Source organism: Hymenobacter mucosus, from assembly GCF_900188255.1.
Taxonomy (GTDB): domain Bacteria; phylum Bacteroidota; class Bacteroidia; order Cytophagales; family Hymenobacteraceae; genus Hymenobacter; species Hymenobacter mucosus.
This window is the reverse complement of sequence record NZ_FZNS01000005.1, coordinates 62,805-84,891: the sequence shown is the minus strand read 5'-3', so window position 1 is coordinate 84,891 and position 22,087 is coordinate 62,805. Positions and strand designations below refer to the sequence as shown.

19 protein-coding genes and 1 pseudogene are annotated in these 22,087 nt (G+C 56.1%); 5 read left to right on the top strand and 15 right to left on the bottom strand.

Going from position 1 to position 22,087, the window contains the following annotated elements; genetic code table 11:
* Window positions 1-47: 47 nt before the first annotated feature.
* Window positions 48-329: a 2TM domain-containing protein gene (locus tag CHB83_RS13080; RefSeq protein WP_045688865.1), complete on the bottom strand. Its 282-nt coding sequence runs from the start codon at window positions 327-329 to the stop codon at window positions 48-50.
* A gap of 204 nt (window positions 330-533) precedes the next feature.
* On the opposite strand from CHB83_RS13080, the gene CHB83_RS13075 reads away from it, so the two are divergent.
* Entirely contained in the window at window positions 534-1,106 is a 573-nt protein-coding gene (locus tag CHB83_RS13075; protein ID WP_089332957.1) for an O-acetyl-ADP-ribose deacetylase, read from the top strand.
* An 18-nt stretch (window positions 1,107-1,124) separates the two neighbouring features.
* On the opposite strand, the gene CHB83_RS13070 is transcribed toward CHB83_RS13075, so the two are convergent.
* From CHB83_RS13070 to CHB83_RS13050, 5 genes are all read right to left on the bottom strand, one after another.
* Window positions 1,125-1,916 carry an alpha/beta fold hydrolase gene (locus CHB83_RS13070; protein WP_089332956.1) on the bottom strand — a complete coding sequence of 264 codons (792 nt, stop codon included), beginning with the start codon at window positions 1,914-1,916 and terminating at the stop codon, window positions 1,125-1,127.
* A 147-nt stretch (window positions 1,917-2,063) separates the two neighbouring features.
* Window positions 2,064-2,618, bottom strand: a complete 555-nt coding sequence (locus CHB83_RS13065) for a DUF502 domain-containing protein (protein WP_089332955.1) — start codon at window positions 2,616-2,618, stop codon at window positions 2,064-2,066.
* A gap of 173 nt (window positions 2,619-2,791) precedes the next feature.
* A complete protein-coding gene (locus CHB83_RS13060) occupies window positions 2,792-3,676 on the bottom strand; it encodes a 4-hydroxy-3-methylbut-2-enyl diphosphate reductase (RefSeq protein ID WP_045688868.1) in 885 nt (294 codons plus the stop codon).
* 115 nt (window positions 3,677-3,791) lie between these two features.
* Complete coding sequence (cmk, locus tag CHB83_RS13055) at window positions 3,792-4,517, bottom strand: (d)CMP kinase (protein WP_089332954.1); 726 nt, start codon at window positions 4,515-4,517, stop codon at window positions 3,792-3,794.
* Window positions 4,518-4,552: 35 nt separating this feature from the next.
* On the bottom strand, window positions 4,553-4,945 hold the full coding sequence (locus CHB83_RS13050) for a hypothetical protein (RefSeq protein ID WP_045688870.1): 393 nt from the start codon (window positions 4,943-4,945) through the stop codon (window positions 4,553-4,555).
* Between the two features lie 427 nt (window positions 4,946-5,372).
* Here CHB83_RS13050 and ade point away from each other — a divergent pair, with 427 nt between their 5' ends.
* Window positions 5,373-7,028: an adenine deaminase gene (ade, locus tag CHB83_RS13045; RefSeq protein ID WP_089332953.1), complete on the top strand. Its 1,656-nt coding sequence runs from the start codon at window positions 5,373-5,375 to the stop codon at window positions 7,026-7,028.
* 99 nt (window positions 7,029-7,127) lie between these two features.
* Here ade and CHB83_RS13040 read toward each other — a convergent pair whose 3' ends face one another.
* Together CHB83_RS13040 and CHB83_RS13035 are read right to left on the bottom strand one after the other, a co-directional pair.
* Window positions 7,128-7,538 carry a response regulator gene (locus CHB83_RS13040; protein WP_045687570.1) on the bottom strand — a complete coding sequence of 137 codons (411 nt, stop codon included), beginning with the start codon at window positions 7,536-7,538 and terminating at the stop codon, window positions 7,128-7,130.
* Between the two features lie 44 nt (window positions 7,539-7,582).
* A pseudogene (locus tag CHB83_RS13035) lies at window positions 7,583-8,557 on the bottom strand (PLP-dependent cysteine synthase family protein); the annotation flags it as partial.
* A gap of 241 nt (window positions 8,558-8,798) precedes the next feature.
* Between CHB83_RS13035 and sucD the strand changes: the two are divergent.
* Entirely contained in the window at window positions 8,799-9,680 is an 882-nt protein-coding gene (gene sucD / locus CHB83_RS13030) for a succinate--CoA ligase subunit alpha (RefSeq protein ID WP_089332952.1), read from the top strand.
* Window positions 9,681-9,829: 149 nt separating this feature from the next.
* The gene (locus tag CHB83_RS13025) at window positions 9,830-10,549 is read left to right on the top strand and encodes an HAD family hydrolase (protein WP_089332951.1); all 720 of its coding nucleotides are present in this window, start codon (window positions 9,830-9,832) and stop codon (window positions 10,547-10,549) included.
* A gap of 107 nt (window positions 10,550-10,656) precedes the next feature.
* On the opposite strand, the gene CHB83_RS13020 is transcribed toward CHB83_RS13025, so the two are convergent.
* Window positions 10,657-11,397 (bottom strand): hypothetical protein, encoded by a 741-nt coding sequence (locus CHB83_RS13020; protein ID WP_045687572.1) that lies wholly within the window; start codon window positions 11,395-11,397, stop codon window positions 10,657-10,659.
* A 151-nt stretch (window positions 11,398-11,548) separates the two neighbouring features.
* Here CHB83_RS13020 and CHB83_RS13015 point away from each other — a divergent pair, with 151 nt between their 5' ends.
* On the top strand, window positions 11,549-12,946 hold the full coding sequence (locus CHB83_RS13015; RefSeq protein ID WP_089332950.1) for a mercuric reductase: 1,398 nt from the start codon (window positions 11,549-11,551) through the stop codon (window positions 12,944-12,946).
* 165 nt (window positions 12,947-13,111) lie between these two features.
* Here the strand turns inward: CHB83_RS13015 and rny are convergent, their stop codons facing one another.
* The 6 genes from rny to CHB83_RS12985 all read right to left on the bottom strand — a co-directional run bounded on the left by rny (window position 13,112) and on the right by CHB83_RS12985 (window position 22,025).
* Entirely contained in the window at window positions 13,112-14,809 is a 1,698-nt protein-coding gene (gene rny, locus CHB83_RS13010) for a ribonuclease Y (RefSeq protein ID WP_089332949.1), read from the bottom strand.
* A gap of 129 nt (window positions 14,810-14,938) precedes the next feature.
* The gene (locus tag CHB83_RS13005) at window positions 14,939-15,229 is read right to left on the bottom strand and encodes a cell division protein ZapA (RefSeq protein ID WP_045687574.1); all 291 of its coding nucleotides are present in this window, start codon (window positions 15,227-15,229) and stop codon (window positions 14,939-14,941) included.
* A 33-nt stretch (window positions 15,230-15,262) separates the two neighbouring features.
* On the bottom strand, window positions 15,263-15,559 hold the full coding sequence (locus CHB83_RS13000) for a hypothetical protein (protein WP_045687575.1): 297 nt from the start codon (window positions 15,557-15,559) through the stop codon (window positions 15,263-15,265).
* Window positions 15,560-15,685: 126 nt separating this feature from the next.
* On the bottom strand, window positions 15,686-18,685 hold the full coding sequence (locus tag CHB83_RS12995; protein WP_089332948.1) for a M16 family metallopeptidase: 3,000 nt from the start codon (window positions 18,683-18,685) through the stop codon (window positions 15,686-15,688).
* 115 nt (window positions 18,686-18,800) lie between these two features.
* On the bottom strand, window positions 18,801-21,233 hold the full coding sequence (pheT, locus tag CHB83_RS12990; RefSeq protein WP_089332947.1) for a phenylalanine--tRNA ligase subunit beta: 2,433 nt from the start codon (window positions 21,231-21,233) through the stop codon (window positions 18,801-18,803).
* Window positions 21,234-21,407: 174 nt separating this feature from the next.
* The gene (locus CHB83_RS12985; protein ID WP_089332946.1) at window positions 21,408-22,025 is read right to left on the bottom strand and encodes a DUF1684 domain-containing protein; all 618 of its coding nucleotides are present in this window, start codon (window positions 22,023-22,025) and stop codon (window positions 21,408-21,410) included.
* Between the last annotated feature and the right edge of the window lie 62 nt (window positions 22,026-22,087).

Here is a 22,087-nt window from a genome sequence, read left to right as displayed (position 1 = left end):
CTCCTTACCCGGAAGGTTGCACCGCCCAGTAGAATGCCCGCCGCTTCTTACCGCTTCTCTTGTTGCTGGCGAACCAGCCGCTCATACTCCCGCTCCGAGAGGTTACCCCTATCAAGGCCACCGTATACGCCCAGCCCGTTCAGAAATACCCCAATTCCCCAGAATACGGTGGACCAAACAGGCCAGGGCAGAGGCGAGGATTGACGATCAGTAATCGCCCAAATTATCCACAACAAGGCATTCACAGATAAGTAGGTGAAGAGGTGTGACTTGAACTTAGCGCGCTGTTTGGCCAAGCGCCAGAGCTGGGGGTTGCGGGTAGTTTCCATGAGTGTCAGAGGCTAGGGTGAAAGGATGCCCAAACATATAGCGGCCCGCAACCGGCCCCAATCAAACCTTACCCAACTGCTGCTTATGGGTACTGAACCGTTGGATTTTTAGACTGAGGCGTAGCAGCCCTTGGGGAGTGTTTTGCGTACGAAGGCCCAGCCTACTCTTGATGACAGGTTTAACCCTACGCTTGCTTCTGTGCAATGGCTTCCTCCCCTCCCAACTGGTGCACCCACGCCCGCTCTTTCGGCCGCCTTTTCTTATACCGTGGTGATATTACTAAGCTCGACACTACAATTATTGTTAATGCGGCCAACTCCAGCCTATTAGGTGGAGGCGGGGTAGATGGAGCTATCCACCGGGCGGGTGGCCCCGCTATTTTGGAGGAGTGCCGCCGCCTGCGGACCGAGCACTATGGTAGCGGCTTACCCACGGGCCACGCAGTTATTACCTCTGCCGGCAACCTACCTGCCCGCCACGTTATTCACACCGTAGGCCCCGTGTGGAACGGAGGCCAACAACACGAACCGGAGCTTTTAGCGAATTGCTACCGCAACAGCCTACGCCTAGCCGCAGCGTATAACGCCGCCACCGTAGCGTTTCCGGGCATTAGCACCGGCATCTACGGCTACCCCAAAGCCGAGGCGGCTGGCATTGCCGTGCGGGAGATACGGCAGTTTCTGGCAGAGCACCAGCATCCTCAGGAGGTAGTACTTGTGGCGTTTGATGAAGACGGGTACCGCACCCTGGAACAAGAACTCGAAAAGCAACCCTAGCCGGCTGACTTAAACTGCCTACAGCCGCACTTCGGGGTGGCGGCGCAGGTAGGAAGCCACATCATAAATCAGGCCGGCGTGGCCCGCATCTAACAGCACTGTGCGCTTGTGCTGCAATGAGTTTATGAAGCCCTGAAGACCAGCGTGAGGTATTACCCGGTCGTGGCGGCCGAGGAAGAACGTTACTGGAGTTGGGCGGCGGTTGAGCACTGTAGCTAGCTGTTTCAGGCTAAACGTGAGGTGGCGGAAGCCTACCCAGCTGCGGTACACGCGCAGGCGCTTCTCGCGGCTGTCTAGCTGCCACTGCGCAAAGCGAATGAGGTTGCCGTCTACGAGGCGCCGCTCGTGCAGGCTGTCCAGGAAGCGTAACAAGCGCTGAGGGCGTAGCACGGCCCGGCCGAGCACCCCGCGCATCCAGGGCGGGTACGTAGCCAATGAATACCAGAATTGCCGCTGCAACCCATCGGGCGCAATCAACCACACCTGCTCTACCTGATCAGGAAAGGCCTCTACGGCTGTAAGCGCAAATTTGGCCCCCATGCTAAAAGCCAGCAAGCTAAACTGCCCAATCCCTTGAGCGCGCAAAAAATCCCCCAGCAGCTCTCCTAACCGACTTTTAGTTAGGGGGGCATCGGCCTTTGCCAGCCGGCTACGGCCGTGGTAAAACAGGTCAATGGCGTACACCGTCACTTCTGGGCCCAGCACACCTACCATAGTACGCCAGTGCCCTTCGCCTTGCCCATAGCCGTGAAAGGCCAGTACCACGCGCGGCCCCGAGCCGTATTTTTGGAAGTGCCAGTAGGTTGTCATGAGAGCCGATGCGCGAAACGTTGCTTCCGCACTTGTACTCCCGTGAGCTGCCGCATGTTCTTTCCCGCGTGCTTTTCTACCCTGTGCTTATACCTTAAGCAGTAGAACACGGCCAGCGCTGACCCGAAGATACTGCCTACTCCGCCCCTACCCCATCCGCGACACGCCACCGGAAACGATGAACTTCATAACCTCACTGCTAGGTAGTTCTAGGTAGGTTACGTTCTGGATGGGCACCAACACCAGTTCACCCGAAAAATTATAGGAGTGAGGAAAGTACACAGCCAGCAAGTCATCGCGCTGAATTGCGCTCATGCTGGGCTGCGTCACAAAGCCCATTTTGAACAGCTGCTCGGAGCTGCTCATGCGCACTAGCACCGGCCGGTTAAACTTCTGGTTGTCGCCAACGAAAGCATCAAACAAATCCTTGAGGCTGGAATAAATAATACTCACCAAGGGCGTACGGTGCAGTAGGCGCTCCGTGATAATGAGAAACGGGCGCACCATAAACGACTTGGCCACAAAGCCTACTACCGTCACCAGCAGCACGGCCACTACTAGCCCCAACCCTGGCACGTCAAAGCTGAGCCCCGCAAACAGGTCATTAAGCCAGCTTAGTAGCGCGTACAGAATGTACGCCGTCAGCCCAATGGGGGCTACAATGAGAAAGCCGCTAAGGAAATAGTTGAGAAGACGCCGCATGAACGATGGGTTGGGTAGCCTTGGTGACGGCTACCTTAGGCCGCAAGATATTCCAGCTACCGGAAAACAAAGCCGCCGATCTGGCTGAAACCAAATCGGCGGTAGCTTGTGTGTTGGGCTTGTATTGCCAGTAGTAGCGTATCAACTACCAAAGAAATAAGCGTGGGAGCAGCTTATGCTACGTGCTCTGCTACTTCTTCGATGCGCTCCTTCACGCGCTGCATCAGCCACATAGGCGTGCTAGTGGCGCCGCAGATGCCAACCGAGGATGCACCGTGAAACCACTCGTCGTCCAGCTCCTGCTCATTCTCCACGAAGTAGCTGCGCGCGTTGGTTTTATTTACCACGGAGAACAAGGCTTTCCCGTTGGAGCTTTTGCGGCCACTCACGAACACGATTACGTCGTGCTCCACTGCAAACCGGGCCAAAGCAGGCTCCCGGTTGCTTACCTGCCGGCAGATGCTGTCATTGGCGTCAAACGACTCTACTGAGCCTCCTGCGGCGGCAATGCGCTCCTCAATCACCTGCTTCATGCGGTAGAAGCCCGCGGTGCTCTTGGTTGTTTGGCTGAATAGGGTCACGGGCCGGGCGAAGTCAATCTGGTCAAGATCCTGCTCGGTCATCACAATAATGGCCTGATTGCGCGTCTGTCCGGTAAGGCCTGTAACCTCTGCGTGGCCCGGCTGCCCGTAAATAACGATTTGTCCGTTTTGGCGGGTCGTGCTATCAAAAGCATGCTTCACCCGGTTTTGCAGCTTGAGCACCACCGGGCACGAAGCATCAATCAACTCAATATTGTTGCGCAACGCCAACTCGTACGTTTCGGGAGGCTCACCGTGCGCCCGAATCAGCACCTTGGCATTATGCAGCTCCTGCAGTTGTTCCCGGTCGATGATGCGCAGCCCGAGGGCATGCAGGCGCTCTACCTCCATGCGGTTGTGCACAATATCGCCGAGGCAGTACAAGGTCTCTTCCTGCGCCAGCTCGTCTTCCGCCATTTGAATGGCGAACTCGACGCCGAAGCAGTAGCCGGAATTCTTATCTATAGTGACGTTCATGAACGTAGTGCGTTATGCCTAGGGCCGCCGGATCGAATAGCCGGTAGTCAGCAAGTAAACAATCGTGCGTGCAATTCTAGTGCCTAAGCCGTCAGCGTAGCGCTTTAAAACTGTATTATATACCGGCGCCACTGCCGTTTTGTGACTGGCTGCTCACGGCTTGAGCAAATAAGGTAGCAGACACCCGTTCGAGAACAAAGTCAACCTGCTCGTCAATCATCATGTGGGTAGTGTCGAGCAGTACCGCATCGGCCGCGCGGCGTAGGGGGCTTTCAGTACGTGTGGAATCCAGGTGGTCGCGCTTGCGTAGATTTTCCACAATATCTTCCACGGGCACGTGCTCTTCCTTGGCTGCCAGCTCCTCCTGACGGCGCAAGGCGCGCGTCAGCACATCGGCCGTCATAAATACCTTTACCTCCGCGTCGGGGAAAACAGTTGTGCCAATGTCGCGCCCGTCCATCACTACCCCTCGTTTGCGGCCCATGCGCTGCTGCTGACTAACCATAGCGTGCCGCACGGCCGGAATACCCGACACCTCGCTTACCAAGTTGGAAATGCGCATCTGCCGAATTTCATCTTCCCGGATAGTACCATCGAGGCAGAGTTCATTGCGGCCCGTTTTGCGGTTGCGCTTGAAGGTGATGTGCATTTCGTGCAGGGCCTGCTCCACGCGGGGTAAGTCATCAAAACGGATATCGTGTTCCAGCAAGTACAGCGTCACGGCCCGGTACATGGCGCCGGTGTCAATGTAGGCGTAGCCTAATTCGGCGGCTACGGCCTTTGCCGTCGTGCTTTTACCGCAGGAAGAGTAGCCATCGATGGCAATGACGATTTTCTGCATGACGAGGTCGTTCGGGGCGGAAGGGCTGACAGGGCTCACGAAATCCAGTTTTTGCGGGTCGGCGTAGCGGCCAAGCGGTCCGGAATCTGGGCGAAGAACGTCACCACCGATTCGGACTCGCCGCGGCGGAGGTGCTGTGCCACGCGATAAAAGGGGTTAAAAAAAGTAGTACGGTTGATGCCGATACCCGTGGTGCCATCTGGGCCCTTGGCCCACGTACCACCGTAGGTATCCACCAAGCATTGGCCCAAAAAGCAGCCCAGGCCCATGATAACACCCTCCTCCTCAGGCGCCTTAATGCTAGCGCGTTGGCCTTCAATAAACTCGGCGAGGCGCTGCACGGCAAAGGCATCAAAGGCATTAACCTGCAGCTGCTGGCGTACAGATTCGGCGGCGGTACGGAGGGCAGCTAAGGGCGACTCGGACATGGGCACGGGGTGTATGAATAAGCGAAGAAGGCAGGACTAGTACGCCCCAGTTCTTTCAAAGCAAAAGAGCAGGCTGGTGCAAGGCAGATTGTGGAGGAAAGAAACGTCGCTGTATTCACTTACAATCAGACGCAGCGTAGCGCTTGCCAAGGCGGCCATACCGCAGGGCTAACTACCCTAGCTACTAATGACTCTCGCACGGGCAGGGCGTTTTGCCGAATTTGGCTTTACGCTTGAAAGACGCAGTTTTTTTCTGTTGGGGAGTGCGGCTGGCGCACCCCGTAGCCAGCAGGCCCGAACTCCCGAGCAGGGCAGCCAGCAGTAAAGTCACAATCTTTCTCACGGCGCGGATTTTCGGCAAATATACGGTTCTTTACCCGTTAGCCGCGGCTCCACTGTAACTTTCCCCCGGCTTCCCTCCTGCCCTATGCCCGCCGAATTTCAGCTCCAAGCCAACGCCATCAATCTATTTACCAACACAATACAGCCGGCTACCATCCACGTGGCAGAAGGAAGAATCCGGGCTATTGAGCCTACTGGTGCTTCTTCTCCCGACCCCAACTTGCCCTATGCTCTGCCTGGTTTCGTGGATGCCCACGTGCACGTGGAAAGCTCTTTGCTGGTCCCATCGGAGTTTGCCCGCCTTGCAGTAGTACACGGCACGGTAGCTACCGTGTCGGACCCCCACGAGATTGGCAACGTGCTGGGTGTGGCCGGAGTAGAGTACATGTTAGAAAACGGTGCGCAGGTGCCCTTTAAGTTTTGCTTTGGCGCCCCCTCCTGCGTACCAGCAACCCCCTTTGAAACGGCCGGTGCTGAAATAACGGCGGCGGATATTGAGCAGCTTTTTCAGAACTACCCGGCCATCGGCTACTTGGCCGAGATGATGAACTGGCCCGGCGTGTTGAACCGCGACGAGCTAGTAATGGAAAAGATTCGCCTGGCTCAGCAGTACAACCGCCCTGTAGATGGGCACGCCCCTGGCCTCCGTGGCGCCGACGCCCAGCGCTACGCGGAGGCTGGCATCAGCACCGACCATGAGTGCTTTACGGCCGAGGAAGCCGTAGATAAGCTAGCCGTGGGCATGAAAATATTGGTGCGCGAAGGCTCAGCAGCCCGCAACTTCGATGCGCTTATTGATTTGCTACCGGAGCACTTCGAGCACATGATGTTTTGCTCCGACGACAAGCATCCGGACACCCTGGTGCTGGGCCACATAAACCAACTGGTGCAGCGGGCCGTGGACCGGGGCCAGGATCTATTTAAAGTGCTGCGAGTGGCCTGCCGAAATCCGGTAGAACACTACCGCCTGCCCGTGGGCTTGCTCCGGGAGGGCGACCCCGCCGATTTTATTGTGCTAGATTCCCTCTCCAACTTCACTATTCGCCAAACCTACCTCAATGGCGAGCTAGTAGCCGAAAACGGCAAGACTTTGCTACCACCCGTACCGGTGGCCGTGGTCAATAACTTCAATACTACTCCCGTTGCTGCTCCCGCCTTCCAACTACCCGCTCCCGTAGGAAGTGCTACCATCCGGTTGATTGAGTGCTTTGACGGGCAGCTTATCACGGCCCGCCACGACGTACCGGCTCCTACAGAAGCAGGCCTCGTAGTACCCGATGTGGCGCAGGATATATTAAAGCTGACCGTTGTGAACCGATACCATCCTGCTCCGCCAGCAGTAGCGTTCATTCGGGGGTTTGGACTCCAAGGGGGCGCCTTGGCTAGTAGTGTCGGCCATGACTCGCACAACATCACTGCCGTTGGTTGCGACGACGAAAGCCTCGCGCGCGCCGTCAATCTGGTAATTGAAGCCCGCGGTGGATTGGCCGTTGTGGGCCCCGACGGACAAGAGCTAGTTCTTCCGTTACCCGTAGCAGGGCTCATGTCAGACCAAGAAGGCGACCAAGTGGCAAAGGCCTATACCGGCGTCGATGAGCTGGCCAAGCAGTTGGGCTCTACTCTGCAGGCTCCCTTCATGACGCTTTCGTTCATGGCCCTCCTGGTCATCCCTAGCCTCAAGCTCAGCGACAAAGGGCTATTCGACGGCGAAGCCTTCCGCTTTGTAGAGAATGTAGTGTAGCCAGATAGGCTGAAACCACATAGAATGGAGAAGGCGGCTCTACCCTGTAGAGCCGCCTTCTCCATTCTCTATAAGCAGCAAGTGCTTTTGGTATGCTTGTTAGAAGCGCTTTTCTAACAGTTTTTGCATTTTTTCCTCCGTGAGAGGCTTAGCCAAGTACTCTACCCCCTCGTACTGAGCTACCCGGGCAGTGTCGGCAGCATGCATGGAGGTCGTGAGTACCGCCATTACCGTTTTTTCGCGGGCCTGGGTGGGGAGTTCATTATAAAGCTTCAAGAACTCAAAGCCATCCATACCCGGCATTTTCAGATCCACAAACACCAAATCGGGGGCTTCCTTGCCAGCGGCTTCGGTTTCGCGGCTGCCCCACAAGAACTCGTATGCTTGGTCGGCTTTAGAGAACGTGTGCACCTGCTCAGCAATATTCAAGCGGCTCAGCAGACGGTTGTTGAGGAAGCTGGTAGTTTCATTGTCGTCTACCAGCACGACGTTACGCAGTTTGTGAGCCATATCGCAGTTGAGTTTTAGTAAGTGCGAACGTGAACAACAGCTTATAACCAGCCTTGTTCGCGCATCCAGTCATCATTATAAATTTTGCCCAAGTAGCGGGTACCATGGTCCGGCAAAATGATAACCATCGTATCATCTGCCGTGAGGTGCTCCCGGGCATATTCCAACGCGCCGTATACCGCCGAACCGCATGACCAGCCGACAAATAACCCCTCTTCCTTGGCTAAGCGCCGCGTCATGACGGCAGCATCTCGGTCAGACACCTTGATAAAAAGATCAATTAGGTCAAAGTTAACATTCTTAGGCAGAATGTCTTCGCCGATTCCTTCGGTTTTGTACGGGTAAATCTCGTTTTCATCGAATATTCCCGTCTCCTTGTATTTCTTGAAGACGGAACCATAGGTATCCAATCCTACTGCCACAAGGTTGGGGTTCTGCTCCTTCAGATACTTAGCCGTACCGCAAATGGTACCGCCCGTACCCACACCGGCCGCAAAGTGGGTGATGCGCCCTTCCGTTTGCTGCCAAATCTCGGGGCCGGTCGCTTCGTAATGCGCCGCGGTGTTAGAGAGGTTGTCGTACTGATTTGGGTAGAAAGAGTTCGGAATTTCAGCGTTCAGCTTGCGGGCCACGGAGTAGTAGCTACGCGGATCGTCGGGGGCTACGTCCACGGGGCACACAATTACCTCAGCTCCTACTGCTTTCAGAATGTCCTGCTTCTCCTTGCTTTGCTTGTCGCTCATCGTGAAGATGCACTTGTAGCCTTTGGCAATGGCAGCTAGGGCGAGGCCCATGCCGGTGTTGCCGCTAGTACCTTCAATGATGGTACCGCCGGGTTGGAGCAGGCCTGCTTTTTCTGCGTCCTCAATCATTCGCACAGCCATGCGGTCCTTCACCGAGTTGCCGGGGTTGAAGTACTCTACTTTGACGAGGATGGTACCGGGTATTCCGGCTGCAACGGTGTTGAGCTTCACGAGCGGCGTGTTACCGATGGCCTCAACAATATTATTTAAATACATGGGTGGTGACGTGAGAGGAGGTGGTTTTGGGAGAGAGGCCGCAAAGGTACGGATTTGTAGGGGGAGGCGCCGCTTTCGTACCTGATCTGAGCGTCTGCGGAAGGTTTTAATAGATTTTACCGGACTCAAACCGGGCGGGGCTTCGCCCTACATGCAAAAAAGCCTACTTTTGCCCGGCCGCCGACCTTGGCCGGTGGCCAGTCCCCACCCTCAACGTGCATTTTCTTCTAACCCCGCTTCTATGAGTGTTCTGGTCAACAAGGATTCCAAAGTGATTGTGCAGGGCTTCACCGGCTCCGAAGGCTCGTTCCATGCCCAACAGATGATTGAGTATGGCACCAACGTAGTAGGTGGTGTAACCCCCGGTAAGGGTGGTACCCAGCACCTCGACCGTCCCGTGTTCAACACCGTGGCTGAGGCCGTAGAGCAAGCCGGCGCCGACACGAGCATCATCTTCGTGCCCCCGGCTTTCGCCGCCGATGCCATCATGGAAGCCGCCGACGCCGGCATTAAAGTAATAGTTACCATTACCGAAGGCATTCCTACCAAGGATATGATTGCGGTAAAAGAGTACCTCAAAGGCCGCGAAGGCCTGCGCATGATTGGGCCTAACTGCCCTGGCGTAATGACGGCCGGTGAGTGCAAAGTAGGCATCATGCCCGGCTTCATCTTCCAGAAAGGCCGCGTGGGCATCGTGTCCAAATCGGGTACCTTGACTTACGAAGCCGTAGACCAGCTCACGAAAGCGGGCTTGGGTCAGACCACGGCCATTGGTATTGGCGGTGACCCCATCATCGGTACTACCACGAAAGAAGCCGTAGAACTGCTCATGAACGACCCCGAAACCGAGGGCATCGTAATGATTGGCGAAATTGGTGGTGGCATGGAAGCTGAAGCTGCTCGCTGGATCAAAGAAACTGGCAACAAGAAGCCCGTGGTAGGCTTCATTGCCGGCCAAACTGCACCTCCCGGCCGCCGCATGGGTCACGCTGGGGCTATTGTAGGTGGCGCCGACGACACGGCGGCTGCCAAGATGGCCATCATGCGCGAGTGCGGCATTCACGTAGTAGACTCGCCCGCTGAAATCGGTGACACGATGCTGCGCGTACTGGGTAGCAACTAATTTTGCGCCCTTGAAAAGAGAAGCCCCGGCATTCGTCGGGGCTTTTTTTGTAGGCCTCACCCCGTCAACTGCATAGTGAACTGGTGGCTTTACTCCCTCACTAGAAACTGTTCGCTCTTCCGTTTCTGCTAACCCTACCCCTTGCAGCCATGCCTGTTACTACCGTCCTGTTCGACCTCGACGATACACTCTTCGACCATGCCAACACGGCCCGGGCGGCGCTGGCGGCCAGCACCTCGCAACTTGCCCTGCAGCTACCCCTGGAGCTAGAGCAACTATATCAGCGCTACAGTGAGTTGCTCGAAGAAATGCACCCGCAGGTACTGGCCGGGCAGTACAGCTACCAGGAGGCTAGGCGCATACGCTTTCAGCGCCTGTTAGCGCCCTACAACGTATTCTCTACCGAGTCTGAAGCTGACCAATTCGCTAGCTTTCACTACACCCATTACCAGCGCCTGCGCCACCCCGTACCTGGCGCCTTATCCCTACTGAAGGCCTTGCAGCCTAAGTACCGTGTTGGTATCATTACCAACAACCGCACGGCCGAGCAACAAGATAAACTCCGTTTTTTAGGAATGGACGGGCTAATAGATGCCCTTATCACCTCGGAAGAGGTAGGCGTTACCAAGCCCAACCCGCGTATCTTTCAGGTGGCGTTACAACGTCTGCAGGCCCAGCCTGAGCAAACAGTAGTCGTCGGCGACAATTGGCTGGCTGATGTGGAAGGGGCCAAAGCCGTAGGCATCCGGCCCGTGTGGCTTAATCGTTTTGGTGCTGTGGCACCCGACCCCGGAGTTGTCGAGATCAACAGTTTAGAGCCGCTAGCCTATACACTACAAGTACTAGTTAGCTCCACTCCCCCATCGTAATGACAGCTACTCTTGCTGAGCTCTATTAGTACCTCTAATAGGTATTTGCAGGGTCTACACAGCAATTTTACGCAAAGCGCCTGCCAGCCCTTGCTAAGTGCTCAGCCTTACTTGTCGCCCGCTTGTCCGCCTAGGTTTACTATCAGCCCAAACTGAAACACGGCGTTAGCAGCCTTGAGGTATTTGCGGTGGCGGAGGCCAAAATTGCTACCGCTAATGACTTGAAATTGCACAGGGCCTACCAGTTGCACGCGGGTATAGGTAATGGGCTCCAAAAATACATTGTCTTCCGGAGCGTGCGCGGCATTGTCGAGGCGGAAATTATCAAGCTGTACGTAGCTCATGCGCAGCGCCGTACCATAGCTTACGGGCCAGTCGCGGCCCAGCACGTGGTAAGTTTTGCGCTCTTTAGAAGTATAGTTGGCCTGCACGAAATACTTGGTCAGGTCGCCTTCTAGCGTGCGGGTAATGCCTTCTGAAGGCGTGCGCTCTATGCGCCGCGTGTTGCCGAAGCCGTACCCACCATATAGCTCCAGCACCCGGGTATCGCGAATACGGGTATAGTACCCTATGCCCACTTCGCCAAAGTCATGGTCCTCGGCTCTTTTCTTTTTATCGGAGTGCAGAAAAGATACAGACCCCATCACACCCAAGTGATTGGTAGCGGCATAGGCCCCTTGAATGCTGGTATTCTGGCTGAAGTTAGTGTGTATATTACCGCTCCATTCGCCTTTCTGAGTGAGCAGCGGCACTTGCGGGGGTGGCGGAAAGTAGAGTGAAGAGCAGCTACCCAGCAGGCCCACGAGACCTACTAGTAAGAGTAATCGTAAGAAACGAACAGAAATCATGCTGGGAGATAGGGGAATTTTGGGGCAGAACGACAATCCCGTTCTTTCGTTGCATAGCCGCAGACGGGACGAGGCCGTATAGCAGTACAGTATGGTTCAGCTTCGCAACCATTATGTTCCGTAAACCTGTTGCCCTCAAGTTCCGCTTTTTATGCCTACTTCCCGCTACGATGCACTAATTATTGGCTCTGGCCAAGCCGGCAACCCGCTAGCTACTGCTCTTTCGAAAGCGGGCCGCAAGGTAGCAGTGATAGAAAAGTACCTACTGGGCGGCTCTTGTATCAACTATGGTTGCTCTCCTACCAAAGCCCTACTAGCCTCTGCCGAGCGAATTCACCACATCACCACCGCGCCCGAGTACGGCATCAAAACCAAGGGTCTCGAAATCGACTTTAAAGCTGTGGTGGGCCGTAAGGACCGCATCATTGAGGAAATGCGGGCCGGAGTGGAGAAGAACCTCACCCGGGAAGCCACCAACATTACAGTACTACACGGTCATGCCACCTTCACTGGGGCGCGTACGCTTCGCGTTGACTTATCTGACGGCAGCGCCCAGCAACTAACGGCTCCGCTTATCTTTATCAACACTGGTACTAGGCCAAGTATTCCATCTATTGAAGGCTTGGCGGAAAGTGGCTTTTTGACCACCAACGACCTGCTCGACCAGAAAGAAATACCCGAGCACCTCATCATCTTGGGGGGCGGATACATTGGGTTGGAATTCAGCCAAATGTTCCGTCGCTTTGGGAGCCGGGTTACTATCATCGAAACATCAGAACAGTTGCTGGAGCGCGAAGACGATGACGTATGCGCGGCCATGCAAGAACAATTGGAGTCGGATGGAGTGGAGTTTGTGTTGGGCGCGGAGGTACGCCGAGTATCGCGCAATGCCGATGGCATTTATACCCTCACGGCCCATACAAGCACCGGAGAGCGGCGCCTGCGCGGCTCCCACCTGCTGGTAGCCACTGGTCGGGAGCCCAACACCGATGATCTTGGTTTGGAAGCTGCCGGCATCAAAATCGATGAGAAAGGTTATATCTTGGTAAACGAGCGTCTGCAAACCAACGTGCGGGGCGTATACGCCCTCGGCGATGTGCACCCCGGCCCTCAGTTCACGCACATCAGCTACGACGATTACCGCGTCGTGCGCGACTCTATTTTGCACAGCCGCCGCCGCTCCGCCAAGGCCCGGCCTCTCCCCTACGTAGTATTTACTCAGCCTCAACTAGGCCGTATTGGCTTGTCGGAAAAGCAGGCGCAGGAAGAAAAAGTAGACTACCGGGTGGCAGTGATGCCGGTGCAGTACGTGGGGCGGGCGCGGGAAACGGGCCACACCACCGGCCTTATGAAAGTGCTGGTAGACCAACGCAACCGCTTGCTGGGAGCTGCCATTTTCTGTGAACAAGGTGGCGAAATCATGTCCATGATTCAGCTAGCCATGGCGGGTGGCTTAACCTGCGACGACTTACAGAATACCGTATTTGCGCACCCTACCTGGGCCGAAGCTTTAAATAACCTATTTGCTAAGCTTGAAAAGCCCAGCTAAACCGCCCCTACCGCAATTACTACTAAGCGAAAGGCTGCACCTGTAAAGCTCTTTCTACTCCGACTACTCCTGGCTCGCTGGACTTTACTACATACAAGAACTGCCCCCGCAGCCTAGGCGACGGGGGCAGTTCTTGTATTTGGGAAATCAGCAGTTGCTGGCGTGTTATTTGGCGTAAGCGACAGCGCGCATTTCGCGGATAACGGTGATTTTGATCTGACCTGGGTACTGCATTTCCTTCTCAATTTTCTGAGAAATCTCGTAGCTCAGTTCCTGGGCCCGCTCGTCAGTTACGTTCTCTGCGTCTACCATCACGCGCAGCTCCCGGCCAGCCTGAATAGCAAAGCATTGATTCACGCCTTTGAAGCCATTAGCAGTTTCCTCTAGCTGCTTAAGCCGCTTGATGTAGCTCTCCATCATCTCGCGGCGGGCACCGGGGCGCGAGCCAGAAATGGCGTCGCAGGCCTGCACCAGGGGCGAAATCATGGCCGTCATTTCAATCTCGTCGTGGTGGGCGCCAATAGCATTTACCACGTCGGGGTGTTCCTTGTATTTCTTGGCCATCTCCATGCCCAGGATGGCATGGGGCAGTTCAGGTTCCTCCGTGCTTACCTTGCCAATATCATGCAGGAGGCCTGCCCGCTTGGCGTGCTTCACGTTCAGACCCAACTCGGCCGCCATGGTAGCGCAAAGGTTGGCTACCTCACGGCTGTGCTGTAATAGGTTTTGACCATAGGAAGAACGGAAGCGCATCCGTCCTACCATCTTGATAAGCTCGGGGTGCAAGCCATGGATGCCCAGATCAATGATGGTCTTCTCCCCAATTTCGACGATTTCTTCGTCAATGTTCTTGCGGGTTTTGGCCACAATCTCCTCAATGCGGGCCGGGTGAATACGGCCGTCTTTCACCAGCAAGTGTAAGCTCAAACGGGCTACCTCCCGGCGCACGGGGTCGAAGCCAGAGATGATGATGGCTTCGGGAGTATCGTCTACTATAATCTCAACGCCAGTGGCAGCTTCTAAGGCCCGGATGTTGCGTCCTTCCCGGCCGATAATTTTGCCCTTAACGTCGTCTGATTCGATGTTGAACACCGACACGCAGTTCTCAATGGCGTGTTCGGCGGCGGTGCGCTGAATGGTTTCCAGCACTACTTTCTTAGCATCCTTAGTGGCCGATAGCTTGGCCTGAGCTACTACGTCCTTAATGTAGGAAGACGCCTGAATCTGCGCCTCATTCTTGAGCGACTCTACTAGTTGCTCGCGGGCTTCGGCAGCCGTAAGACCCGAAATGCTTTCAAGCTGGGCCGTCACCTGCTGGAGCTTAGAGCTCAGCTCCTGGCCGCGTTCTTCCAGTTCCTGCTCTACCTCCTGCTCGCGCTGCTCTAGCTTGGCCAGTTGGTTTTCCAGCACTGTGCGGCGCTTTTCTTCTTGGGCATCCAGCTTCTCGCGCTGCTGCTGGGCCTGAGTTTCTATCCGCTCGCGGGTAGCTTCTAGTTCTTTTTCCTTGCGCTGAATTTGCTCCAGCTGCTTTTGGGTTGTAAGCGTGAGCTGTTTAATGCTCTGTTCCTGCTCCACAACGGCGGCGCGGCGCTCCGTCAGTTCCTGATCGAGGGCCTGCTTCTGGCGGCGGCTTTCCTGCTCAAACTCTTGCTTGAGGGTGCGGAATTTATCCTTTGACTGCTGAATCCGCTCGTCGCGGGTGCGAGTAGCCTGCAGTTCGGCATCAGCAAGTAGCTGCTGAGCGCGGGCCTTGGCATCGGCTTCGTGGTCCTGCCGGGCCTTTCCGGCCAGCAGGCGCCCTACCACGACGCCGACCACGAGGGCCAGCACGGCGGCTAGGGCAATATAAAGAGAGGTGGACATGAGCTATGGGGTTTAAGAAAGGGTAACCCACAGCATGAAAACACAATCCAAGGCCGGGCAGTGGGCGGGGCCGACTGCCCTGCCCCGCTACAGGCTTCCACTTCGCGCCGGCGCTACCCCTCGTTTGGGTTAGCCCAGCACCACTCCCGATAACACCTCATCCAGGCGCGCGAGGCGCTCCGTGAGGGCCGCATCGGTCCCGTCCTTTTCTTTGCTGACCTTCAGGCGGTCAGCCATTGTCGATAGCGCAATCATGGCCAGCAGGTCCTGCTTGTCTTGAATGCCATACTGGTCTCGGAATTCCTTTAGCCGCTCATTGAGCAGCCGGCCCGCGAGGCGCAGGCGCTCTTCGTCCTGGGGGCTTACCCGCATAGGGTAGTCCCGGTCAGCAACGCGGATTTTAATGGACAGCTCAGACATCAGTAGCCAGTGGGCGGTGGGTTTGGGTGGTCGTTACTCCCTCAAATAGGCAAGGCACTTATCTATTTCGCGGATGTATTCGTTAAGGCGAAGTTTCAGCTCGTTGACATTGGCAGGTTCTCCTGCTATGGTATTGACAAGTTTAGTGATATTCTCCTGATTCTGGAAATCCTTCAACTGCCGCTCCCGGTCGCGCACATCGGCCCGGAGCTGCTGAATGGTGGTTTGCGAATCGGCCAGTTCTTCGCGCAACTGCTGATAGGCAGCCACTAAGGTGGTTACCTGCCGCTCTAGGCGGTCAAGTTGAGCAAGCTGCTGAGAAGAGGCCATGCGGGTGAAGAGATTTTTTTGGTGAAGGTAACAAACCTCAACCGCACAAACACTCTCCTCGGATTTGGCTGTTCCCGCAAGAAAACGCCGAACCCAAAGAGAGTGTTCAGTACTATCCCCGTTTTCTTACTTGCCTGACTTACGCTTTACCTTCATTTTCCGTCCTTCCGTATCCTCAACTTTCAGTTTGCCTTCTGGCAGGGCGGCTGGCGCCGGGCTAGCGGTAGTGGCCGTAGTCGTGGCCACCACATTGTTGGCAAAGCTGGTTTCTACTACTTCGTAGCCGAGCTGCTGTAGCTCCGGCAGGTACTTCCGGTCGCCTACTACCACGATGTACATATTGTCAACGGGCAGGTTTTTCTGGGCCGCAGCTTGCACATCGGCAACGGTGAGCTGACGCAGGATGGTGGCCTGCTGATCTACGTAATCCGGCTTGAGGTTGTACTCCAACATCCGGCTTAAAAACTGGGCTTTCTGGCCACCGGTTTCGTACTTCAACGCCTCACTTTGGCCTACCGAGGCTTGCAGGAACTGTAGCTCGTCGGCGGAAATACCGTTGCGGTAGTTGGTCAACTCCTTCATCATTTCCCGTACTGAAGCGGCGGTGGCATCAGCGCGCACGCCGGCCTGGGCCGTGAAAGGCGCAGCATAACGGGTGCTACTGAAGTCAGTGAAGGCGCCGTAGGTGTAGCCCTTGTCTTCCCGCAGGTTCAGATTGACGCGGGAATTGAAAGCTCCACCCAGCAGGTAGTTGGCCAGAGTGGCGCGGTAGTAGTCACCCGTGGCATCATAGGGCAGGGAGGTAAGGTAGCCAATCCGAATTTCTGATTGGGGCGCATTCTCTTTCGCCACAAAGTAGAGCTTAGTTTTATCGGGTTGGGCAGCAGCTGGTGCTGCTACTAATGCGGGCACCTCATGGCGCGGCCATGCCTGTAGAAAGCCCAGTTTCGGGAGCACCTGCTGCTGGGTCACGTCACCTACCAGGGTCAGGTGGCTCACATTGGGGGCGAAGCTTTGCTGATAAAACTGCTTTACATCATCGAGCGTAATGGCGGCGACACTGGCCGGCGTACCCGATACGGCAAGGCCAGTTACGTTTCCGGGGCCGTAGGCCAGGCCATTGAATACCAAGTCTGCCACAACACGCGCTTGGCTCTGGAAGTCATTTACCATTGCCAGCTGCTGCTTTTTTAGGCGCTCAAAGTCTTTGGGGTCGAAGCGGGGATGCAATAAGCGTTCCTCCACTAGTGCCAGGGTAGGGTCGAGGTTTTTTGTCAGGCTTTGTACGTACACCTTGATGTCATCGTCGCCGGCCGAGATATACATGCTGCTACCCAGCGCCTTTAGTTTGGCGTCTAGCTCCTCGGTGGTATACTTCTGCGAGCTTTCACTGACCATTTTGGCCGTCATTTCGGCCAGACCTACTTTGTCTGGGTGCGCTTGAAGGAGCCGCTGCCCACCCTGGATGGTGAGCAGCATAGTAATAGTAGGCACCTCATCGTTGCGGGTTCCGATAACCCGCAGGCCGTTCGGCATTTCCTGTTGCCAGTAGGCCGGCACCTTTAACACGGGATTGGCGCCAGATGTAGGTTGCTTGCCCCGGTCGAAGCTATCCTTGGCCTTCGCGTACTTTAGCCCCGCGTATTCGTCGGCTGGTGCCTTATAGCCCGCTTTGTCAATGGTGAAGTTGTCGGTACGGGCTGCCAATTCGGGCTTACCTTTCGGCACTACACTCAGGATAACGGCCGGTTTGCCCCGCAGGTACTTGTTGTAAGCTGCTTGCACCGAAGCTGGAGTAAGGGCCCGTAAGCGCTGAAGCTGCACGGGCAACAGGTTAGCATTGCCTGTTAGGGTTTGGAACTGAGCCAGGCGGCTGGCTTTGGCCCCTACGCTACTCAGGCTGTTAATCAGATTAACCTCAGCCTGGGTTTTGTAGCGCTCCAAATCGGCCGCGGCAATTCCTTTCTTTTCGAACTCGGCCAGGGTGCGGCGTACTCGTGCTTCGGCACTGTCTAGGCGCTGCCCTTCAAAAGCCATTACCCCAATTACGAACTCACCAGCTAACTCAGAGTTGCTCTGATAGCTGTACGCTTCTGGCGCCAGCTGATTTTTCACCAGATTCTTGTAAAGCAAGCTGTTTTTGTCGCCCCCAAGCAGGTCGGCTACTGCGTCTAGCGCCACTTCATCGGGGTGGTATACTGGCACCGTAGGCATGGATAGCATTAGCATCGGCTGGGTAATGTTATCCTCGTAGCTCACGTAGCGGTTCTGGCCAAGCACCGGAGCAGGCAGCTTGACGTTGCGCACGGCCGGCCCCTTGCTAATGGGGCCGAAGTATTTCTCGGCCAAGCGCACTGCTTGGGCTGGCTGCACATCACCCGCAATGGTCAGAGTTGCATTGTTGGGGCCGTACCAGCGCAGAAAGAAGTTTTTGAGGTCATTTACGTCCGACCGGTCCAAGTCTTCGAGGTAGCCAATGACTGGCCAGGAGTATGGATGGCCGTAGGGAAACATGGTGCGGCCCACTATCTCATAAGCACGACCATACGGGCGGTTGTCAACGTTCTGGCCCCGTTCGTTTTTCACGGTGGAGCGCTGATTTTCAAATTTTGGTTGCGTTACGGCATCCAGCAAAAAGCCCATGCGGTCGGCTTCCAGCCATAAAGCTGTTTCCAGTTGGTTGCTAGGCAGCGTCTCGAAGTAGTTGGTGCGGTCCTGGTTGGTACTACCATTTAGGTTGCCGCCAGCCGCCGTTACCAGCTTGAAGTGCTGCTCGTCGCCCACGTGGTCGGAGCCCTGAAACATCATGTGCTCAAAGAAGTGCGCGAAGCCCGACTTGCCGACTTGCTCCCGCGCCGAGCCTACGTGATAGGTCACGTCTACGTGCACCAAGGGGTCGGAGTGGTCTTCCGTGACAATGAGGGTGAGGCCGTTGGGCAGCACGTATTTCTCGTACGGAATCACCAGTTCATTGCCCTTGCGGGTCACTTTCTCCACCAGCCGGGTGCCCGACGAAGAGGTAGGGGCAGTTTTAGCAATGGGAGCTTTGGTTGGTTTTTGCTGAGCTATGGCGGGGGCAACCATCAGCACCAGGCCTAGTAGGCCCAGGAAATAGCGAGGAGACATAAACACGTAGTAATTGGATTAAAAAAATACCCGTCATCTGCAGGAGAGGACGGGTAAATAAACTGGTTTCTATTGACTTATACTAAGAAACTCAACACATTCTGTAGTCAGAAAATTACTTCCGAATAAGAGCGCCAGCCTGCTTCTCAAACTGCTGAATCAGACGCTGCATTACGCCGTCAATGGCTTGGTCAGTTAGGGTTTGGGTAGGGTCCTGGAGGAAGAAGCTTACGGAGTAAGATTTCTTGTCGGTCCCCAGGTTCTCGCCCTCGTATATATCAAACACGTTTACCTGCTGCAAGAGCTTTTTCTCCGTGCGGCGGGCAATTTGCTGAAGCTGGTCGAAGGTTACGGTTTTATCAACTACCAGGGATAGGTCGCGGCGCACTTCCGGGAACTTGGGTAGCTCACGGGCCACCAAGCTGTTCTTGTATTTCTTGGTCAGCCAATCCCAGTCCAGCTCAGCGTACCACACGGGCTGGTTCACATCAAGGCGCTTGAGCACCGGACCCGATACGGCACCCAGATGCGCTACGGGCTGGTTTTGGGCCAACAGTGTAAGGCCGCCGGCCAAGTACGGATGCTGCACTGCCTGCGAGGTAGGCGCGGAGAAGCCTAAGGAAGCCAGCACTTGCTGCACGGCACTCGCCAGCTGGTGGAAGGTGGCTTTCTCCGACTTCTGCTGCCACGATTCGGCGGCGGCATTGCCGGTGAGGTAAATGACAAGCTTGTTTTTCTCTTGGTACTGCCCTCCTACGAAGTGGTAGGTTTTGCCGAACTCGTATAGTTTCAGGTCGCGCTGGCGACGGTTTACGTTGTGCCGAATCACTTCCAGGCCGCTATGCAGCACCGTGGGGCGCATCACGTTCAGCTCGGCGCTGTTGTAGTTCAAGATGTGCACCAGCGTCTCATCTCGCTCCTCACCTTTCTCGAAGTAAGCCGAGTTGGTAAGTGAGTTGGTGATAATTTCCGAAAAGCCCTGCCCGCTCAGCAAGCGCGCCGTGTTCTGGCGAATGATTTCGGGGTCGGGGTTCGGGAACTTGGCCAGGAAGGACGCCGCATTGTGGGGGCGCAGGGCGACGTGGTTATACCCGTAGATACGCAGAATTTCTTCAATCACGTCGGCTTCGCGGGTCACGTCTACCTTGTGCGGCGGCACCGACAGAATCCACTCGGTGTGGCCGGCCTCGTCCTGGCTTTCCTCTGCAATCAGGATGTCGAGGTCGGTCAGGATTTGACGAATGCGCTCCGGCGCGATGTACTGGCCCACCAGCTTCTCTACCCGCGGCAGGCGCAGGCGCACCGTAGCGTGCCCGATGTAAGTGGGGTACGCATCAACTACTGGTGCTACAATGGTGGCGCCCGCTACTTCTTGGAGCAGCAAAGCTGCCCGCTTCAGGGCCACTAGCACCATGTGCGGATCAGTGCCCCGCTCGAAGCGAAAAGAAGCGTCGGTTTTAAGCTGGTGCGTTTGGCTGGTTTTGCGCACCACCGCGGGGTTGAAGTAGGCACTCTCCAGGAACACGCGAGTAGTAGCCTCCGATACGCCGGAAGTTTTGCCGCCAAACACCCCGGCCAGGGCTATGGGAGTGCCGTTGGCATCGGCAATAACTAAATCCTCGCCTTTCAGAGTGCGCTCCGCCCCATCTAGGGTCACAAATTTCTCGCCTTCAGCGGCGCGCTTCACCCGAATCTGCCCGCCCATAATTTGGTTGGCATCAAAGGCGTGCAGGGGCTGGCCCAGCTCGTGTAGCACGAAGTTGGTGACGTCCACCACGTTGTTGATGGGCGAAAGGCCAATGCTACGCAAGCGGCGCTGCAACCACTCCGGCGACGGGCCTACCTGCACGTTTTCGAGTAGCAGGCCAGCGTAGCGCGGAGCAGCGGCGGCATCCTCCACCAGTACGCCGATGTTGTGGGCAGCCTCGCTGGGAGCGTGAAACTGGCTTACATCGGGCAGGTGGCAGGGCTGGCGCAGCAGGGCGCGCAACTCCCGTGCTACCCCGTAGTGGGAGGCAGCATCGGCCCGGTTCGGCGTCAGGCCAATTTCAAATACCGAATCCGAACCCAGGCCAAAGTAGTCGGCGGCGGGGGTACCATTGGGCAGCTCGGTTTCCAGCTCCATAATGCCCGCATGAGACGTGCCCAGACCAATTTCGTCCTCGGCGCAAATCATGCCCTCAGAAGCCGCCCCACGGATTTTAGACTTCTTAATTTTAAACGGCTCACCCTGGGCCGGATAAAGCGTGGCACCCTCTAGGGCCACTACCACGCGCAAACCGGCCCGCACGTTGGCAGCACCGCACACAATTTGGCGGGGCGTTGCGTCGCCCACATCCACGGTGGTTAGGCTTAGCTTGTCGGCATCGGGGTGCTTCTCGCAGGTGAGCACCGTGCCCAACACTACGCCCCGCAGGCCGCCAGGGATACTTTCCAGCTCCTCAATTCCCTCTACTTCTAGCCCGGAGCCAGTGAGTAGCTGACCGATTTCTTCGGCGGGTTTGTCGGTGGGAATGAGCGTACGGAGCCAGTCGAGGGATATTTTCATTGCTTGGTTATCAGTTGGTAGTAGCCCGCCGGGGCGAGGGAAGGGCGGGTTTCAGAAATGAGGAAACCCCTCCTGCCGGCCAGTTGGTACTGATCAGTCCGGCAAAGGTAGGGATTTGCCCAGCGGCCCGAAAGGTGCTACCCATAGTAGGTGCACGCCTTGGGCGGGGCAGAGCTAGTCATGAAATGACATTTCACCGGCCTTTATTTCCACGGCCAAGCGGTTGTCGGCGGGAGGTACGGGGCAGGCAAAGGTGTTGTTGTAGGCGCAGTAAGGATTATAGGCCTGGTTGAAATCGAGGGTTATTTCCGTGTCCTCGGCCGCGGGCAGAGCGGCATCGAGGTAGCGCCCGCCGCCGTAGGTAGCAAAGCCATTGGTGCGGTCGGTGAACGGAATAAACAGCGTTGAGTCCTTCCCGTCGGCTTTCAGAAACAAGGTCAGCTTATACTCCTGCTTGTTGAGGATGAAGGCGGCCTTGCCCCAACGCAGGTACTTTTCCGCTTTGCCATCAGTAAGGGCCATGGACACTGTATCGCGCTGCGTAAACGCTTCTAGCTGCGCATCGAGGCGGTAGTCTTTGTTGGGGGAAAAGTACTTAAGGCTGTCGAACGTTTGGCGCTGGTCTTGGCTAAGCGGAGAGCCCTGCACCCGCCGGAAACTGTCGTCCTTCGTTTGGCGCTCTTTTGTTAGGCGAGCCGCGTATTGATCAGAGCCAAACACCAGTTCTTGCAGGAAGTAGCCAATAACCAGAAGCAGCCCAAGGCCGATAAACAATTTGGGGTTGATGCGCATGGCCGCAAAGGTACCAGCGGAGTTGGTAGTTGCCAGGCGTTGCGCCTAACTGTCCTGGTACG

Coding starts and splice junctions, on each gene's coding strand:
- CHB83_RS13080 (WP_045688865.1), bottom strand. CDS start 329: ATGGAAACTACCCGCAACCCCCAGCTCTGGCGCTTGGCCAAACAGCGC.
- CHB83_RS13075 (WP_089332957.1), top strand. CDS start 534: ATGGCTTCCTCCCCTCCCAACTGGTGCACCCACGCCCGCTCTTTCGGC.
- CHB83_RS13070 (WP_089332956.1), bottom strand. CDS start 1,916: ATGACAACCTACTGGCACTTCCAAAAATACGGCTCGGGGCCGCGCGTG.
- CHB83_RS13065 (WP_089332955.1), bottom strand. CDS start 2,618: ATGCGGCGTCTTCTCAACTATTTCCTTAGCGGCTTTCTCATTGTAGCC.
- CHB83_RS13060 (WP_045688868.1), bottom strand. CDS start 3,676: ATGAACGTCACTATAGATAAGAATTCCGGCTACTGCTTCGGCGTCGAG.
- cmk (WP_089332954.1), bottom strand. CDS start 4,517: ATGCAGAAAATCGTCATTGCCATCGATGGCTACTCTTCCTGCGGTAAA.
- CHB83_RS13050 (WP_045688870.1), bottom strand. CDS start 4,945: ATGTCCGAGTCGCCCTTAGCTGCCCTCCGTACCGCCGCCGAATCTGTA.
- ade (WP_089332953.1), top strand. CDS start 5,373: ATGCCCGCCGAATTTCAGCTCCAAGCCAACGCCATCAATCTATTTACC.
- CHB83_RS13040 (WP_045687570.1), bottom strand. CDS start 7,538: ATGGCTCACAAACTGCGTAACGTCGTGCTGGTAGACGACAATGAAACT.
- sucD (WP_089332952.1), top strand. CDS start 8,799: ATGAGTGTTCTGGTCAACAAGGATTCCAAAGTGATTGTGCAGGGCTTC.
- CHB83_RS13025 (WP_089332951.1), top strand. CDS start 9,830: ATGCCTGTTACTACCGTCCTGTTCGACCTCGACGATACACTCTTCGAC.
- CHB83_RS13020 (WP_045687572.1), bottom strand. CDS start 11,397: ATGATTTCTGTTCGTTTCTTACGATTACTCTTACTAGTAGGTCTCGTG.
- CHB83_RS13015 (WP_089332950.1), top strand. CDS start 11,549: ATGCCTACTTCCCGCTACGATGCACTAATTATTGGCTCTGGCCAAGCC.
- rny (WP_089332949.1), bottom strand. CDS start 14,809: ATGTCCACCTCTCTTTATATTGCCCTAGCCGCCGTGCTGGCCCTCGTG.
- CHB83_RS13005 (WP_045687574.1), bottom strand. CDS start 15,229: ATGTCTGAGCTGTCCATTAAAATCCGCGTTGCTGACCGGGACTACCCT.
- CHB83_RS13000 (WP_045687575.1), bottom strand. CDS start 15,559: ATGGCCTCTTCTCAGCAGCTTGCTCAACTTGACCGCCTAGAGCGGCAG.
- CHB83_RS12995 (WP_089332948.1), bottom strand. CDS start 18,685: ATGTCTCCTCGCTATTTCCTGGGCCTACTAGGCCTGGTGCTGATGGTT.
- pheT (WP_089332947.1), bottom strand. CDS start 21,233: ATGAAAATATCCCTCGACTGGCTCCGTACGCTCATTCCCACCGACAAA.
- CHB83_RS12985 (WP_089332946.1), bottom strand. CDS start 22,025: ATGCGCATCAACCCCAAATTGTTTATCGGCCTTGGGCTGCTTCTGGTT.